We start from the raw sequence: 16,670 nt of genomic DNA, 5'->3' as shown, positions 1-16,670 counted from the left end.
CGCCCCCGAAGACGCAGACGATCGGTCGGGTGATTAGCTCAGTTGGTAGAGCAGCTGACTCTTAATCAGCGGGTCGTAGGTTCGAACCCTACATCACCCACCATCGTCTTTCCTTGTTTCCCAACAGCTTGAGCCTCTTGGATTTCGCGCAGCGCGGCTTAAATGCCGATGCCCTCTGCTGAACGGAATCCACCCATGGCCGACTACGACTACGACCTCTTCGTCATCGGCGCCGGTTCGGGCGGGGTGCGGGCGGCGCGGCTGACGGCGCTGGATGGCAAGAAGGTCGCGGTCGCCGAAGAGTATCGGGTCGGCGGCACCTGCGTCATCCGGGGGTGCGTGCCCAAGAAGTTCATGGTCATGGCGTCGGAAGTCAGCCACGCGCTGGAGATCGCCGAGGGCTACGGCTGGTCCTTCGACAACGCGAAGTTCGACTGGCCTAAATTCCTTGAGGCCAAGGACGTCGAGATCGCGCGCCTGTCGGGCATCTACGCCGCCAACCTGGGCAAGGCCGGGGTCGAACTGGTCCACGGTCGCGCCGTCCTGAAGGACGCCCATACGGTCGAGATCGCCAAGTCTTCGGGGGGCAAGAACCGCACCATCACCGCCGAGAAGATCCTGATCGCCACGGGCGGGCGGCCGTGGAAGCCGGAAGACATGCCCGGCATCGAACACGCCATCACCTCGGAAGAAGCCTTCCACCTGCCCGAACTGCCCAAACGCATCCTGATCGCGGGTGGCGGCTATATCGCGGTGGAGTTCGCGGGCATCTTCGCGGGCTTGGGTGTCGAGACAACCCTGATCTATCGCGGCCCCAACATCCTGCGCGGCTTCGACGACGACGTGCGCGCGCACCTGGCCGGCGAGATCGAGAAGCGCGGCATCAAGGTCATTTTGGGCTGCCAGCACGAGAAGATCGAGAAGACCGCCACTGGCCTGGTCAACCATCTGGAAAACGGCATGAAGCTGGAAACCGACGTGGTCATGTTCGCCACCGGCCGCATTCCCCACGTCAAGGATTTGGGGCTGGAAGCCGCCGGCGTCGAGTTGAATGACGAGGGCGCGATCAAGGTCGATCCCTATTCGAAGACCACGGCCGATAATATCTGGGCCATTGGCGACGTCACCGACCGGATGAACCTGACGCCCGTCGCCATCCGCGAGGCGGTCGCCTTCCACCAGACCGTCTATCGCGACAACCCCCAACACTTCGACTACGAGGCCGTGGCCACCGCCGTCTTCAGCCAGCCGCCAGTCGGCGTCGTGGGCCTCAGCGAGGCCGAGGCGCGCCGGTCATGCTCCAACGGCGTGGACGTCTACGTCACCCGCTTCCGCCCGATGAAATACGCCTTCACCGGCTCGGACGAGCGGGTGCTGATGAAGCTGGTCGTCGACGCCGACAGCCAGCGCGTGGTCGGCGTCCACATCGTCGGCCCCGAAAGCCCTGAGATGATCCAGCTGGCCGCCATCGCCGTGAAGGCTGGCCTGACCAAGGCCCAATGGGACGCCACCTGCGCCGTCCATCCGACCATGGCAGAGGAACTGGTCACCCTGAAGGAGAAGCAGTCCGGCGCCACCTCGGCCGGCTGACGCCCTTACGGACGGGGCCTGTCGCGGAACCGTTCCAGCAGGTCCAGCCGTGCACTGAACGGAACCGGCGTCACGGTCGGCCCGGCGTTGCCGAAGTTCATCAGCAAGGTATCCCCTGCCCTGGCGAGCGGCCACTCGATCCGGCCCACGCCATTGGGATCGCCCGAGCGCGCGAAGGCGGTCCAGTAACCGATCATGGCCTCCGACGCCTTGCGATCCCGATCCTCGACCGGATACGGCAGGGTGGTCAGCGTGCCGAACACATACGGCCGCTCGATCGCGTGAGTGGCCCCGCCGTGCGGCTCGGGGTTCTGCCGCGACGAGATGTCGAACCGATAGAGCCAGGCCGGATGACCGGCCTTGTTGTGCAGCCGCGCCAGCATCCGCGCCGGTTCCGAGAACACCAGGTCCGTGATGGCCAGCTTGTCGAACGCGTCCAGACCGCCATAGGCCTGGACCGCGTCGGCCCGCTCCAGCCAGGTCATGTCGTCGTCGACCTGGCCATAGCCGTTGCGGTCCGTGGGCCGCATCCACCAGAACTCGGCGCTGTTCGTGCCGATGATCAGAGGAACCGGCGCCTGCCGCCCCGCTTTGAACGCCGCCTCGACGGTGGACGGAACGATCCGTCCATCGACCAAGGTGAGGTCGCCGTTGGCGAACACCGGCGGCGGCGTCAGGAACATGTCGGCCGGCGCGGCCCGCAGATCGGCGGCCGTCCTCAGACCCGCGCCGAATGACCAGACCTCGCCTCGTTCCCGCGCCGACGGGGCGCCGTGCGGCCCCTTCTTGTCCAGCGGCGTCTGCAACTCGCGTCCCAGGCCCGACTGCACCACGGCCCGGTCGAAAAGGCCCCGCGCCGGCGGCGAGATCATCAGCCGCGTCACGATGGCGCCGCCCGCCGACTCGCCGAAGATGGTGACGTTCTCCGGATCGCCGCCGAAGTCCGCGATATTGGCGCGCACCCATTTCAGCGCCGCCGTCACATCCATCAGGCCATAGTTGCCCGCCGCCTCGCCCGCCGGCCGCTCGGCCGCCAGTGCGGGATGATCGAAGAAGCCCAGCCGCCCCAGTCGATAGTTCATCGTCACCACGACGATGCCGCGCTTGGCCAGGGTCGTGCCGTCATACAGCGGCGCCGTGCCCGACCCGTTCACCAGCCCGCCGCCGTGAATCCACACCATGACCGGCGCCGGCTGGCGTGTGCCCACCGGCCGCCAGACGTTCAGGTTCAGGCAGTCCTCACTCATCGGCAAAGGCCCGACCCCCGGATCACCGCTGGGCGGCGCCTGGATGCACAGGGGCCCATAGGCGCCGGCGTCACGCTGCCCCTGCCAGGTCGGCGCGGCGCCCGGCGGCCGCCAGCGCCGCTCGGCCGTCGGCGGCGCGGCGTAGGGAATGTTCTTGAACGCGGCCACGTCGGCATCGGCGCGTCCGATCAGGACGCCTTGCTGAATGCGGACGGTGGGCTGGTCGGCTGCGGGCGCCATCATGAGCGTGAGGGTGGCGAAGACGCCGGCGATTGTCATCCCCGCTGATTAGCAAATCCTGAGATCGCGCCAATGACCTTGCGATCACAGTTCACGACATCTCGCGGTAGAACCGTTTTGAAGATCGTGCGTTATCGTCAAGCTGGACGGGGTAGGCGTTGAACGACACGGTGAAAACAAGCGACCTGACCGTCGATCTGGGCGCGGCCTTCGAGGGCTCGCCCAACTCCTATATGCTGATTACGCCTGATCTGCGCATCGCCGAGGTCAATCAGGCCTATATGGACGTCACGGGCGTCAAGCGCAGTGAGGTGCTGGGACAACCCCTGTTCTCGACCTTCGACTCCGGCCCTGGAACCGAGGCGCCGGAAAATGTTCGCCAGGTCCGCGCCTCTCTGGAAAAGGCGCGCGACACCCGACAACGCGACCACCTGGCCGTCGTGCGCTATTCGATGCCCCATACCCTGCCGGACGGCAGCCAGGTGTTCGTGGAACGAATCTGGAGCGCCACCCACACGCCGATCCTGAACGATGCGGGACAGGTGGTGATGCTGCTCCAGCACACCACGGACGTCACGGACCTCTCCCCCGCCATACGGCCGGACGAGCCGACCACTGCGCTGGACGCCATCATCGGCGGCTCGGTTCTGCGCCGCGCCCAGTCGGTCCAGGAGGACAATCGCCGCCTTGAGACCGAACGCAATCGTCTGGTCGAAATGTTCATGCAGGCGCCGGGTTTCGTCGCCATCCTGTCTGGCCCGGAACATCAGTTCCAAATGCACAATGACGCCTACAGCCAGCTGATCGGTCATCGCGACATCGCAGGCAAGCCGGTCCGTGAGGCCCTGCCGGAACTGGTGGGTCAGGGTTTCTACGACTTCCTCGACGGCGTCTTCGCGACCGGCGAGCCCTACGAAGGCCGCGAGAGCGTGGCCCAGTTGCAGCGCACGCCCGACGGGCCCTTGGAAACCGTCTATCTGAACTTCATCTACCAACCGATCCGCGATGACGCGGGCGCAGTCGTCGGCATCTTCGTTCAGGGCCACGAAATCACCGATAACGTCCTGGCCGCCCAACGCCAGAAGCTGATGATCGACGAGCTGAACCACCGGGTGAAGAACACCCTGGCCACGGTCCAGTCGATCGCCATCCAGACCGCGCGTTCCAACACCGATCCCGCAGGCTTCGCCGAGACCTTTCAGTCCCGGATCATGGCCCTGTCGCACACCCACAACCTGCTGACGCAAAGCCATTGGGAAGGCGCCGACCTGCGCGCCATCCTGGAGCACGAGACCGAGGCTTACGGCCACACCCGAATCAGCCTGAACGGCCCTCCGGTGTCGCTGGAGCCCGCCATCGTGCTGTCTCTGGGCATGATCTTCCACGAACTGGCTACCAACGCCGCCAAATATGGCGCGCTCCACACGCCGGAAGGCCGCATCCTGATCGACTGGGCTCTGGCCGATCAGAGGGCGCGCAAGCTCAAGCTCAGTTGGCGCGAGATGGGTGGTCCGAAAGTTACGGCACCGGACAGAAGAGGGTTCGGTAGCCGCTTGATTGAACGAAACATTCGCCATGATCTGGCGGGCGAGATCGATCTGGTCTACGCCCCCGATGGATTGATCGCGGAACTGACGGTTCCGCTCGACAGGACGGCTTCACGATGACCCAACCCCTGACCGGCCGCCGTGTCCTGATCGTCGAAGACGAATCCCTCGTCGCCATGCTACTGGAGACGATCCTGGAAGACATGGAGTGCATTCCCGTCGGTCCGGCGTCCAACATCGACGATGGCGAGACCCTGGCCCGCGACACGGCCGACCTCGACGCCGCCCTACTGGACGTCAACGTCGCCGGCCGCCAGGTCTTCCCCGTCGCCGAAGTCCTCAAAGCGCGCGGCGTGCCCTTCGTCTTTTCGACCGGCTATGGCGAAGGCGGTCTGCCCGAAGAATGGCGCGGCCAACCCACCATTCAGAAGCCCTTCACCGAAGCCGCCATCCGCGACGCCCTGATGAAGGCCATGGGCGTCGCCCAGGCCTGAGGCCTAGCTCGGCATACGCCGCGGCGCGAACCAGCCGACGTCGGTGCGGTAGATGCTTCCCGCCGCGGTCAGAATGTCCAACGTGTGCTGAAGACTTTTGGTTACGCCCTGCGCGCCCTTCGGAACGTCGAAAAGCGACTTGAGATCGTCAGCGCCCAAAGGGCGACCGACGCCGCGCAACACCTCCAGAACGCTCATGATCCGGCCAATCTCATCCGAGGGTAGAGGAGGACGAGAGACATCCTGTTCGACATGCGCCGACGGAAGGAATTTTCGCAGCTTGGGTAGCCTGGTCTTTTGGAACTCGGGACGAAGGAAAAGGATTCGCCCCTCATCTTCCTCCAGAGCACGCCTCTGATTGAGCGCCACCAGGTGTGAAACGATAGCCGCGTCACCGATATCGGACGCCCATCCGTAGGCTTGGAACACCAGTCGATCCAGACGCTGGCCGGCATCCAGCAGCAGGTCCACGCATCCGACTTGGCGGACGGTTCGTTCGGCCTCACTCAGCGCAACCCCCGCAGACGTCTTTTCCATCACGTTGTAGAGCGTCGTCATCGCCATGCCGGGGTTGCAGGCAAGGACATGGGCTCTCAGATCGTCCAGACCCTCGGCGACGGTGGAGATTTCCTGGCGCGCCAGACTGCTTATGTCAGGAAACGCAAACCGATCGAAACATAAGCCTTTTGAATAGACGGGACGATCCTCAAGCCGTCCTCCGACCGCGAGCGCCCACGCCCTGTGTATTCTGGACGAAAGGACGCCCAGAACGAACGGGTCGTCGGACGCAATGCAGACCAGACGATTGTCCGGCAATATCGAGGCATCGAGAAATCGGAACCATCTGTGTTTGGATGTCTCCACCGTGACGATAAAGCGCGGCAGCCCCTTCAAGGCATCGCGAAGATCTCGTCTTGGCTCGCCGAAAATCCACCAGCTATCGCGATAGGAAGGCCGGTTGTTGACATCCCTGTCCGGCTTCACCGTCTCCATCAAATGCTGCATGAAGCCGGGATGCTGTCGTTTTGCGTCCTCTTGCGACCAGCCGAACAGATCGATGACCTGAAGATCGCGCGACCGCTCTGTCAGATCCTTGCCGTTTCGATAATGTCTGAGCGGGATGATATGACGATCCACGGATAAGCTCGCCAACGTCTCAGCCTTGTCCGAAGAGACCTGGAAGCCCTCCCCCATCAGTTGCACGCCGCGATGCGCCAGCAGGCGGTTGGCCTTGAGCACAACCGCGCGATCAATCCCGCGCCCGATCGTCAGATCGCTTCCTATATCGCCTCTGGTTTCAGTATAGACTAAGCCGTCTACGCTTTCCTGAACGACCTGCAACAGGCGCCCGCGACCATCAGGCGCCCCGGCCTCTGCGACCGTCATCGCGACCCTGACGGCTGCAGCTGCCTCGCCCTTGATCCAGGGGTGGTCAGCGATAGCGAAGGTCAGCCGCATCGGCGACGCGCCGCCAAGCCTTTCCTCGACAACACGACGCGAGAAGTTTTGCGTGATCGAATTGGTCGTTACATATCCAAAGCGCTGAAGAGCCGGCTCGGGTATCGAACGCTTCTTGGGCAGGGCGGAGATATTCTCGAACGGTCCCTGCTTTCCGACATCCGAGACAAGGATTTCAGCGGCCCGATCCCACCATACCGTCACGATATCCGCTGATCGAAAGCGATCACCACGAGAGGACCAGAGCGCTTCGACATAGGCTGAACCCAACTCGGCGCGAAGATCCTTGCCCGCGATGAACGGCGGGTTTCCGATGATGAAATGCGCCTTAGGCCACGTCGGGGCGTAGGGCTCGACATAGCGAATACCGTCTTTAGACGTTGGCGCCGCAGACACTCCGCGCCATGCCAGAATGGCGTCACCCTGCTCGACGACGCAGTAGTCCTTCAGGATGGGATTGGATGGGTGTACTTTTCCTGAAAGGCGATAATGCCACTGCAAATGGCCGATCCACATGACCACCGTCGCGATCCAGACGGCTTGGGTGCTTTTCTCTATCCCCATGAACTGGCGTGGGCCGACCGATGACCCATCGGTTTCAAGAACCCTCTGAGACTCACCAAGAGCCGCTAGCCGCTCGATCACCTCGCCTTCGAGGCCCTTCATTCTGTCCATGGCGATGTAAAGAAAATTGCCCGTGCCACACGCGGGGTCGAGCACCTTGATGTGACACAGGGCCAGATGGAACGACTTCGCCAGATCCGTCGCCTTGCGCAGATCGCCGTGCTTCTCGAACTTGTCGATCTGAACGGCGGCAGCTTCCCACTCTTTCTGGAGGACATCCATTATGGTGGCCTGGACGAGCGTCTCGACCATGGCTTTCGGGGTATAGTGAGCGCCCAGCTCACCGCGTTCCTCGGTTGAAAGCGCATTCTCCATCAGTGCGCCGAAAATCGCCGGCTCGACCCTCGCCCAATCACAGCCAGCAGCTTGGCAGAGGATATCGAGTTCACTCTCCGACACGGCGATTGCGGCGTCTTCGGCGTACAGACCACCGTTGAACCAGCGCATATCGCATCGAAGCACAGTGCAATGACCGCCGGTGTCCATCGTGCGGAAGACTTGGCTGATCGCCCTATGCAGGTTCTTTGCGTCCCCTCTGTAGCTCTTCAGAAACTGCGCAAACGCCCTGTCCGGGATCAGTTGAACGCTGTCGGCGAACATGGCGAACACGCACTGCATGACGAAGACGGCCACCCGTTTTTCCCAGGCCGCACGATGCACCGGATCGCCGGCCCCATCGGCATCTCGTGAAAAGCGCGTGCGGAACGATTGGACTAACCGGCCTAGGATCGCTGCAATCTCGGTGGTCGCATCCTCGACCTTTTTCGCCGGGTCGAGCGACATTGGATCGGTCCAGACGGCCGCAAGCCGTTCTCGGATCTTGGGATCGCTTAGATCTGAGATCGATATCCTGTAGTTTTCGCGATCCGGGTAGTGGAGATAGGTCTTTCCCATCCGACTGAAATCGGACCAAAGCTCGATGGATCGCCCCACGTCCAAGATGATGAGGAACGGCGGCCATTCGTCCAGTGCGCGCGCATAGCCTTTGGCTTGCGCCCTGGCGTTTTCCATTTTTCGCTCGACGACGTCTGGCCCGACGAATTTCATCTGGTTGGTGTCCGGCCCGCCAGCCAGCCGTTTCGCCGTCTGTTTTGCTTCCAGAACGAAGGATCCGCGACGGTAGCAGTCGATGAACCCCCAGTGGGAGCTGGAGTCGTCATGACGAAACCGAACGATCCGCTCGAACCCGTAGTCCAGATCACCGACCTTCTTCTCGTTCGGAGCGGCGACACCGATTATTCTACAGAGATGGATGACAAACGACTGCGCTGCATCCCGCTCCGAAGCCGGAGTGTTCGTCCAGATCCTGATGAACTCGTCCACATCCATAAAGAGAATCCCCAACCTGAAGACCTCTTTAACGTGTATTCGTCACGGCTACAACCTTGGGGTGTTTTACGTTATGGCGTGGAGCACGGGCTTGCCCAACCAGTAGCAAAGCTCCGCCGGGCGGGAGATGTCCCAGATCGCAAGGTCCGCCGCCTTCCCCGGTTCGATTGTGCCCATCTCGTCCAGCATCCCAAGCGCCCGCGCCGCTTCTCGCGTCGCACCGGCCAGAGCCTCTTCCGGGGTCAGGCGGAACTGGACGCAGGCGAGGTTCAGCGCGGCGGTCATGGAGGCCACGGGCGAGGTGCCGGGGTTGCAGTCGGTGGCGACGGCCATACGCACGCCGTGGCGGCGCAGCAGATCGATGGGGGGCGCTTTCGTTTCACGCAGCATCAGGTAGGCGCCTGGTAACAGGACGGCGACGACGCCGGCGGCGACCATGGCGGCGACGCCCTCTTCGGTCGCGTGTTCGATGTGATCGGCGGACAGGGCCTGATAGCGCGCCGCCAGCGCCGCGCCGCCGCCGTTCGACAACTGGTCGGCGTGCAGTTTGACCGGCAGGCCCAGGGCGCGGGCCTTGTCGAACAGGCGCGACACCTCATCGGTCGAGAAAGCGATGGGCTCGCAATAGGCGTCGACCGCATCGACCAAGCCCTCGGCATGGGCGGCGGGAAGGATGTCGTCGATGGCCAGATCGACATAGGCGGCGCGATCTTCGCGATATTCCGGCGGCACGGCGTGCAGGCCCAGATAGCTGGTGCGGACGCGCACCCCGCCTTCACGTCCGATCCGGCGGGCGACACGCAGCATCTTCAGCTCCGTGTCGCGATCCAGTCCATAGCCGGACTTGATCTCGACGGTGGTCACGCCGGTGGCCTTCAGCCCCGCCAGCCGCGTCATCGCCGAGGCGAACAGGTCGTCTTCCGATGCCGCCCGCGTGGCCTTGACCGACGAGACGATGCCCCCGCCTGCGCGTGCGATCTCTTCATAGGTCGCCCCGCCTAACCGCTGCTCGAACTCGGCCGAGCGGTCGCCGCCGAACACCAGGTGCGTGTGGCAGTCGATCAGGCCCGGCGTGACCCAGCGCCCATCCAGCCGCTCGGTTTCGGCCGCATCCACGGCGGGCAGATCGGCGCGCGGCCCGACCCAGGCGATCCGGCCGTCGGCGATGACCAAGGCCGCGTCCTGAATGGCGCCATAGGGGACCGTCCCCTCGACCATGGTGGCGACGTGGCAATCGATCAGCAGACGGTCGGCCTTCATCGGCGGGGCTCCTTTGAGTGGGCTGACGAGAAGCGCGCGACCAAATCATAGCGGTCGCCGGGGAAGGTCTGCCAGACCCGCGTCACCCCCTGCCCGTCCCGCCAAGTCCGCCGCTCGACGCACAGGCAGGCGGCGCCGGGCTTGAGTTCCAACAGGCGTGAGGCGCGGGCGTCGGCCGCGATGGCCGAGATGCGGTTCTCGGCCTCGGTCCAGGGTGCGGAGTCCAGCAGCCAACTTCCCGGCGGAAACGTCTGAAAATCAACGTCTATAGCTTGAGGTGCTGCGCCCAGGGCGATCAGCCGGTGCTCCAGTGCCAGAGGTGCGCCGTCGGCGCTGTGGAGACAGGTCAGGTCCAGCAGACGACCGCCCGAGGCCAATTCGATTTCGTCCGCGCCGTCCGGCTCCCGTTCGATCCGCTCCATCAGGACATAGCCGTAAGCCTGCCCCCGCTCGATCACCTCGGCCCGCAGGTCGGGAATGGCCAGGACGGCGGCATGGGCCTTAGGCTGGGCGACGAAGGTGCCGGCCCGGCGGCGGCGCGTGACCAGCCCACGGCCCGCCAGTTCGGAAATGGCCTTGGACACCGTCATGCGCGAACAGCCGTAGCGTTCGGTCAACTCGTGCTCGAACGGAATCCGGTCGCCGGGCGACAGATCGCCGGACAGGATACGCCCCTCCAGATCGGCGTAGATGCGGCGATGCAGGCTCACCCCAGCACCGTCGCCAGCGCCTTGCGATAGCGCGCCTCGATGGCGTCCCGCGCGATATGACGGCCGTTCTTTACGACCTCGCGCCCCGCACGCCAGACCGACGAAATCGAGCCCGTCGGCGCGCCGAATATCCAACTATCGAGCAACGCATCGCCCGACCGTCCGGCGAAGGCCAGGCCGCCCGTATCCAGCGAAACGATGTCCGCCGACGCCCCGATGCACAGACCCGATGACGCACCTGTCGCCTGAGCGCCGCCCGCCAGCGCATGGTCGAACAAGGCGCGGCCCGTCGAGCGCTTCGCATCCGCCATGACGGCGCGCCCGCGCAGCGCCAGCCGCTGGCTGTATTCCAGCATCCGCAACTCTTCGGCGACGCCGATCTGAACATTGGAATCCGTGCCGATCCCGAACCGCCCGCCGGCGCGGGTGAAATCGGCCGCCGGAAAGACGCCGTCGCCCAGATTGGCCTCGGTGATCGGGCAAAGGCCGACGACGGCGCAGCGCTCAACCACGCCGCGCCATTCGGCCTCGTTCACATGGGTTGAGTGGATCAGGCACCAGCGCGGATCGACCGGCGCATTGGCCAGCAGCCACTCGACCGGCCGGGCGCCCGACCAGGCCAGGCAGTCCGCCACCTCCTTGGTCTGTTCGGCGACATGGATATGGATCGGCCCGTCGCCCGCCAGCGCCGGCATGGCCGCCAGTTCGTCAGGGCTGACGGCGCGCAGGCTGTGCGGCGCCACGCCGACCACGGCGTCCGGCAGATCGGCCGTCAAAGTCCTGCACCGCGAGACCAGATCCGCGAACCCGTCCAGATCGTTGATGAAGCGACGCTGTCCGTGCGACGGCGGCTGCCCCCCGAACCCGGCATGGGCGTAGAAGACCGGCAGCATGGTCAGGGCGATACCCGTCGCCTGCGACGCCGCCACGATGCGCGCGGCGATCTCGGCCCGATCCGCATAGGCGGCGCCCGATGGGTCGTTATGCAGATAATGAAACTCGGCGACGCGGCTGAAACCGCCCTCCAGCATCTCCATGAAGGCCAGGGCTGTGATGGCCTCGATCTGTTCCGGCCCGCCCCGGTCGAGGAAGCGGTACATCAGTTCGCGCCAGGTCCAGAAGTCGTCGTCGGATGGGCCGCGCGCTTCGGTCAGACCGGCCATGGCCCGCTGGAAGGCATGGCTGTGGACATTGGCGACGCCCGGCAGGGCGACGCCGCCGCCCTGATCCCCGCCAATGCGCGCCACGCCCGCTTTGAGACTGACGATCCGCCCGTCCGCCACGCCGATGCGGACATCGCGCGCCCAGCCGTCCGGCAGCAGGGCCGCCTCGAACCAGAGGGTGCGATCCACAGGCTGCGGCTGAAGGGTCACTGGACAGGTCCGTCGTGTTGCGATCAATATGTCTAGACATACCACGACGGATCGATTTGGCGAGGGAGGCTGAGCGGATGCAGGACTGGCTGACCGTGCATGAGGGTTCGGCGCCGCTGGTGATCGGCTTGCCGCACACCGGGACCGACATTCCGGCCGCCATCGAGGCGCGAATGACCTCAGGCTGGCTGGCGCGCAAGGACGCCGACTGGTGGGTTGATCGGCTGTACGATTTCGCCGTCGACATGGGCGCGACCCTGGTGCGCACCGGCGTGTCCCGTAGCGTCATCGACGTGAACCGCGACCCGTCAGGTGCCTCCCTCTATCCCGGCATGACGACGACCGGCCTGTGCCCGACCGAGACCTTCGACGGCGAGCTGCTGTATCGGGCGGGCCAAGAGCCCGATGCGGCCGAGATCGCCGAGCGACGCGCGACATGGTTCGATCCCTATCATGCCGCCCTGCAATCCCAGTTGGACCGGCTGCGCAGCGACGGCCCGGTCGTCCTCTACGACGCCCATTCCATCCGGTCCGTCGTGCCGCGCCTGTTCGAGGGCGAACTGCCTCAGTTCAACATCGGCGACAACGACGGCGTGACCTGCGCCGGAGACCTGACCCAGGCCGTGGAGGCCGCCTGCGCCGGCAGTGGCGCCAGCCTGATCGTCAACGGCCGGTTCAAGGGCGGCTGGACCACGCGCCACTATGGCCGCCCCGAAACCGGCGTTCACGCCATCCAGATGGAACTGGCGGACCGGGGTTACATCCTCGATCCCGCCGGTCCTGTGTCGCCCGACAACTGGCCCAGCGCCTACGAACCGGAGCGCGCCGAGCCGATGCGTCGGCATCTGCACCGCGTCCTGACCGCCTGCATCGACTTCGCGGAGAGCCAAAGATGAACACGCCCAACGCCCGGATCGTTCGCAGCCCGCGCGGGCCGGACAAGACCGCCAAGACGTGGGCGGCCGAAGCCGCCATGCGCATGCTGATGAACAACCTCGACCCAGAAGTGGCCGAGCGGCCCCAGGATCTGGTCGTCTATGGCGGCATCGGCAAGGCGGCGCGCGACTGGGCCGCCTTCGACAGGATCGTCGAGACGCTGAAGACGCTGGAAGCCGACGAGACCTTGCTGGTGCAGTCGGGCAAGCCGGTCGGCGTGTTCCGCACCCATGCCGACGCCCCGCGGGTGCTGATCGCCAACTCCAACCTGGTGCCCAAATGGGCGACCTGGGAGCATTTCAACGAACTCGATCGCAAAGGCCTGATGATGTACGGCCAGATGACGGCCGGGTCGTGGATCTACATCGGCACCCAGGGCATCGTCCAAGGCACCTATGAGACCTTCATGGAGGCCGGTCGCCAGCACTATGGCGGCGACTGGTCGGGCAAGTGGATCCTGACCGCGGGCTTGGGCGGCATGGGCGGCGCCCAGACCCTGGCTGCGACCATGGCCGGCGCATCCTGCCTGGCCATCGAATGCCAGCGCAGCCGGATAGAGATGCGGCTGAAGACCCGTTACCTCGACGTCATGGCCGAGACGCTGGACGAGGCTTTGGCGCTGATCGATGACGCCGGGCGAACGGGAAACCCCATATCCGTCGGCCTGTTGGGCAATGCAGCGGATGTCCTTCCTGAAATGGTTCGACGCGGCATTCGCCCCGATCTGGTCACCGATCAGACCAGCGCCCACGACCTGATCAACGGCTATCTGCCCTCCGGCTGGACGGTCTCCGAATGGGAAGATAAGCGCGTCAGCGATCCAGACAGCGTCGCCGCCGCCGCGCGCACCTCCATCGTCGAACACGTCAAGGCGATGCTGGCCTTCCAAGCGATGGGCGTGCCGACGACCGACTATGGCAACAACATCCGCCAGGTCGCGTTCGACGCAGGCGTCTCAAACGCCTTCGACTTCCCCGGTTTCGTCCCCGCCTATATCCGCCCGCTGTTCTGCCGCGGCATAGGCCCGTTCCGCTGGGCCGCCCTGACCGGCGACCCGGACGACATCCGAAAGACCGACGCCGCCATGAAACGGCTATTCCCCGACAACGCCGGCCTGCACCGCTGGCTGGACATGGCTGGAGAACGGATTGCATTCCAGGGACTTCCGGCCCGTATCTGCTGGATCGGATTGGGTGATCGCCACCGCGCCGGCCTGATGTTCAACGAGATGGTGGCGTCCGGCGAACTGTCCGGTCCCATCGTCATCGGTCGCGATCACCTGGACAGCGGATCGGTCGCCAGCCCGAACCGCGAGACCGAGGCCATGATGGACGGCTCCGACGCCGTCTCGGACTGGCCCCTGCTGAACGCCCTGCTGAACACGGCCTCGGGCGCCAGCTGGGTGTCGCTGCACCATGGCGGCGGGGTCGGGATGGGCTATTCCCAGCATTCGGGCGTCGTCATCGTCGCCGACGGCACGCCTGAGGCCGCCAGACGGCTGGAACGGGTGCTGTGGAACGACCCCGCCACCGGCGTCATGCGTCATGCCGACGCCGGCTACGAGATCGCCCGCGCGGCCGCCCGCGAGCACGAACTGAACCTTCCGAGCCTGAAGGCCTGAGCCATGACCACCCTGACCATCGGCCAATCGCCCCTTACCCTCTGCCAGCTACGCGCCGTGCTGGACGGCCCCGTGACCGTCTCTATCACCCCCGCCGCCTGGGCCGATGTCGAGAAGAGCGCGGCGACCATCGCCGACATCGTGGCGGAGGGCCGCACCGTCTATGGCGTCAACACGGGCTTCGGCCTGCTGGCCAACACCTCCATCGCGCCGGGCGATCTGGAAACGCTGCAGCGCAATCTGGTGCTCAGCCACGCCTGCGGCGTCGGACCGTTGCTGCCCGATGCGGTGACGCGCCTGTTGATGGTGCTGAAGATCGCCAGCCTGTCGCGCGGCGCATCGGGCATCCGTCGAGAGACGCTGGAAGCCCTGATCGCCCTGGTCAACGCCGACGTCCTGCCCTGCATTCCGTCGAAGGGATCGGTCGGCGCCTCTGGCGACCTGGCCCCGCTGGCCCATATGTCCTGCGTCCTGATCGGCGTGGGCGAAGCGCGGCTGAACGGCGAGATGCTGGAGGCCGAAGCCGCCCTGGCCAAGATCGGCCTGACGCCCCTGACGCTCGGCCCCAAGGAAGGCCTGGCCCTGCTGAACGGCACGCAGTGTTCGACTGCCCTAGCCCTGGCCGGTCTTTTCGCGACCGAGGCAGTCTTCGCCGCCGGCATCGCGGCCGGCGCCCTGTCAGTCGATGCGCTGAAAGGTTCCGACGCCCCGTTCGATCCGCGCATCCACGCCTTGCGCGGCCAGCCGGGTCAGATCGCCGTCGCCGGCCGTCTTCGCGACCTGATGATCGGCTCAGCCATCCGCGACAGCCACCGCGACGACTGCACGAAGGTGCAGGATCCCTACTCCCTGCGTTGCCAGCCCCAGGTCATGGGCGCGATCCTGGATGTGCTGAACACCGCCGCCGCCACGCTGGAGCGCGAGGCCAATGCCGTAACAGACAATCCGCTTGTCTTCATCGAGGACGGCGACGTCATCTCGGGCGGCAACTTCCATGCTGAACCCGTTGCTTTTGCGGCCGATCAGATCGCCATGGCCCTGTGCGAGATCGGCAATATCTCGGAGCGCCGCACATCGATCCTGGTCGACCCGAAGATGAGCGAACTGCCGGCCTTCCTGGTCAAGGAAAGCGGCCTGAACTCCGGCTTCATGATCGCCCAGGTGACGGCCGCCGCCCTAATCGCTGAGAACCGGATGGTCGCCCATCCGTGCAGCGTCGATACCGTCCCCACCAGCGCCAATCAGGAAGACCACGTTTCCATGGCCACCCACGGCGCGCGCCGCCTGCTGGACATGGCCGAGAACGCGGCGACGGTCGTCGGCATCGAACTTCTGGCGGCGGCGCAGGGGCTGGAATTCCATCGTCCGCTGACCAGTTCTCCCGCCTTGGAACAGGTCTTCGCCATCGTGCGAGAGGCCGCCGCCCCCTATACCAGCGATCACTATTTCGCGCCCGACATCGCTCGCGCGACAGACGGCGTGCGCGCCGGTCGCTATCGGGCCTTCGCCGCGGACCTTCTGCCCTCGGCCTGACGGCTTAGCCGCCCAGAATACCCAGGTGTTCCAGCAGGATCGCCGTGCCCAGCCCGATCAGGGCCACGCCGCCGACGATCTCTGCAGACTTGCCGAACCGGGTTCCCACGGCCTTGCCGATCAGCATGCCGATGGTCGTCAGGACGAAGGTGGTGAAGCCGATCGAGGCGGCGATCACCCAGATGTTCACGCCGATGAAGGCCAGACCCACGCCGACGGCCGCCGCGTCGATGCTGGTGCCGATGGCGGTGGCGATCAGGGCCCAGGGGCCGGACCGGCGCGGCGCGGCGTCGTCTTGCGCATCGCGCGGCTTGGCGCCTTCCCAGATCATCTTGCCGCCGACAATCACCAGAAGCGTGAAGGCGATCCAGTGATCCACCTTCTCGACCAGGCCTGCGGCGACGATGCCCAGCCCCCAACCGATCAGGGGCGTGATCGCCTCGATGACCCCGAACACCAGCCCGGCCTTGATCGCGTCCTTGACGGCCGGTCTGTGCGAGGCCCCGCGTCCCACGGCGGCCGCAAAGGCGTCCGTGGACATGCTGAGGGACAGGATGGCGATTGTTCCTGGGGTCATGGACTCACTCGACCGGACGCAAGACAGCGGCTCCACTCCGGCCGGTGCGGCGGTGGAACGCGCTGGTCTCGCTAGGCGGTGATGGTCCGCTGATCGCGCCACGCGCCGAAACGCGAGTGTGTTGACACGAT

General features: G+C 65.3%; 12 protein-coding genes and 1 tRNA gene. 7 read left to right on the top strand and 6 right to left on the bottom strand.

Annotated elements, in window-relative coordinates:
* Positions 1–27 precede the first annotated feature (27 nt).
* Both ACQY72_RS01105 and gor read left to right on the top strand, forming a co-directional pair.
* Positions 28–103 (top strand) — tRNA-Lys (locus ACQY72_RS01105).
* 92 nt (positions 104–195) lie between these two features.
* Positions 196–1,590 (top strand): glutathione-disulfide reductase, encoded by a 1,395-nt coding sequence (gene gor, locus ACQY72_RS01100; protein ID WP_428155127.1) that lies wholly within the window; start codon positions 196–198, stop codon positions 1,588–1,590.
* 5 nt (positions 1,591–1,595) lie between these two features.
* Here the strand turns inward: gor and ACQY72_RS01095 are convergent, their stop codons facing one another.
* Positions 1,596–3,116 (bottom strand): carboxylesterase/lipase family protein, encoded by a 1,521-nt coding sequence (locus ACQY72_RS01095; protein ID WP_428155125.1) that lies wholly within the window; start codon positions 3,114–3,116, stop codon positions 1,596–1,598.
* Positions 3,117–3,235: 119 nt separating this feature from the next.
* On the opposite strand from ACQY72_RS01095, the gene ACQY72_RS01090 reads away from it, so the two are divergent.
* Together ACQY72_RS01090 and ACQY72_RS01085 are read left to right on the top strand one after the other, a co-directional pair.
* The gene (locus ACQY72_RS01090) at positions 3,236–4,744 is read left to right on the top strand and encodes an HWE histidine kinase domain-containing protein (protein WP_428155123.1); all 1,509 of its coding nucleotides are present in this window, start codon (positions 3,236–3,238) and stop codon (positions 4,742–4,744) included.
* A complete protein-coding gene (locus tag ACQY72_RS01085; RefSeq protein ID WP_428155121.1) occupies positions 4,741–5,118 on the top strand; it encodes a response regulator in 378 nt (125 codons plus the stop codon). Before ACQY72_RS01090 ends, ACQY72_RS01085 begins: the two co-directional genes overlap by 4 nt.
* 3 nt (positions 5,119–5,121) lie before the next feature.
* Here ACQY72_RS01085 and ACQY72_RS01080 read toward each other — a convergent pair whose 3' ends face one another.
* The 4 genes from ACQY72_RS01080 to ACQY72_RS01065 are packed head-to-tail and all read right to left on the bottom strand — an operon-like array spanning position 5,122 to position 11,872.
* Entirely contained in the window at positions 5,122–8,544 is a 3,423-nt protein-coding gene (locus tag ACQY72_RS01080) for a class I SAM-dependent DNA methyltransferase (RefSeq protein ID WP_428155119.1), read from the bottom strand.
* A 51-nt stretch (positions 8,545–8,595) separates the two neighbouring features.
* The gene (hutI, locus tag ACQY72_RS01075; RefSeq protein WP_428155118.1) at positions 8,596–9,789 is read right to left on the bottom strand and encodes an imidazolonepropionase; all 1,194 of its coding nucleotides are present in this window, start codon (positions 9,787–9,789) and stop codon (positions 8,596–8,598) included.
* Positions 9,786–10,499 carry a histidine utilization repressor gene (hutC, locus tag ACQY72_RS01070; RefSeq protein WP_428155117.1) on the bottom strand — a complete coding sequence of 238 codons (714 nt, stop codon included), beginning with the start codon at positions 10,497–10,499 and terminating at the stop codon, positions 9,786–9,788. Before hutC ends, hutI begins: the two co-directional genes overlap by 4 nt.
* Entirely contained in the window at positions 10,496–11,872 is a 1,377-nt protein-coding gene (locus tag ACQY72_RS01065) for a formimidoylglutamate deiminase (protein WP_428155116.1), read from the bottom strand. Before ACQY72_RS01065 ends, hutC begins: the two co-directional genes overlap by 4 nt.
* A gap of 77 nt (positions 11,873–11,949) precedes the next feature.
* Here ACQY72_RS01065 and hutG point away from each other — a divergent pair, with 77 nt between their 5' ends.
* From hutG to hutH, 3 genes are read left to right on the top strand one after another with little or no spacing between them, the layout of a single operon-like run.
* Entirely contained in the window at positions 11,950–12,768 is an 819-nt protein-coding gene (gene hutG / locus ACQY72_RS01060) for an N-formylglutamate deformylase (RefSeq protein ID WP_428155114.1), read from the top strand.
* Positions 12,765–14,429 (top strand): urocanate hydratase, encoded by a 1,665-nt coding sequence (gene hutU, locus ACQY72_RS01055; protein WP_428155113.1) that lies wholly within the window; start codon positions 12,765–12,767, stop codon positions 14,427–14,429. The genes hutG and hutU overlap by 4 nt, the downstream gene beginning before the upstream one ends.
* Positions 14,430–14,432: 3 nt before the next feature.
* Complete coding sequence (gene hutH, locus ACQY72_RS01050) at positions 14,433–15,962, top strand: histidine ammonia-lyase (RefSeq protein ID WP_428155112.1); 1,530 nt, start codon at positions 14,433–14,435, stop codon at positions 15,960–15,962.
* A gap of 4 nt (positions 15,963–15,966) precedes the next feature.
* Here hutH and ACQY72_RS01045 read toward each other — a convergent pair whose 3' ends face one another.
* Positions 15,967–16,539: a manganese efflux pump MntP family protein gene (locus ACQY72_RS01045; RefSeq protein ID WP_428155110.1), complete on the bottom strand. Its 573-nt coding sequence runs from the start codon at positions 16,537–16,539 to the stop codon at positions 15,967–15,969.
* Positions 16,540–16,670: the final 131 nt, after the last annotated feature.

The organism is Brevundimonas sp. (assembly GCF_965279155.1).
GTDB lineage: Bacteria > Pseudomonadota > Alphaproteobacteria > Caulobacterales > Caulobacteraceae > Brevundimonas.
The sequence above is the reverse complement of the archived record's forward strand: the minus strand, read 5'-3'. Positions and strand labels throughout refer to the sequence as shown.

Bases quoted from the DNA above. Each gene is read 5' to 3' on its own strand.
- gor (WP_428155127.1), top strand. From the start codon at position 196: ATGGCCGACTACGACTACGACCTCTTCGTCATCGGCGCCGGTTCGGGC.
- ACQY72_RS01095 (WP_428155125.1), bottom strand. From the start codon at position 3,116: ATGACAATCGCCGGCGTCTTCGCCACCCTCACGCTCATGATGGCGCCC.
- ACQY72_RS01085 (WP_428155121.1), top strand. From the start codon at position 4,741: ATGACCCAACCCCTGACCGGCCGCCGTGTCCTGATCGTCGAAGACGAA.
- hutI (WP_428155118.1), bottom strand. From the start codon at position 9,789: ATGAAGGCCGACCGTCTGCTGATCGATTGCCACGTCGCCACCATGGTC.
- hutG (WP_428155114.1), top strand. From the start codon at position 11,950: ATGCAGGACTGGCTGACCGTGCATGAGGGTTCGGCGCCGCTGGTGATC.
- hutU (WP_428155113.1), top strand. From the start codon at position 12,765: ATGAACACGCCCAACGCCCGGATCGTTCGCAGCCCGCGCGGGCCGGAC.
- hutH (WP_428155112.1), top strand. From the start codon at position 14,433: ATGACCACCCTGACCATCGGCCAATCGCCCCTTACCCTCTGCCAGCTA.
- ACQY72_RS01045 (WP_428155110.1), bottom strand. From the start codon at position 16,539: ATGACCCCAGGAACAATCGCCATCCTGTCCCTCAGCATGTCCACGGAC.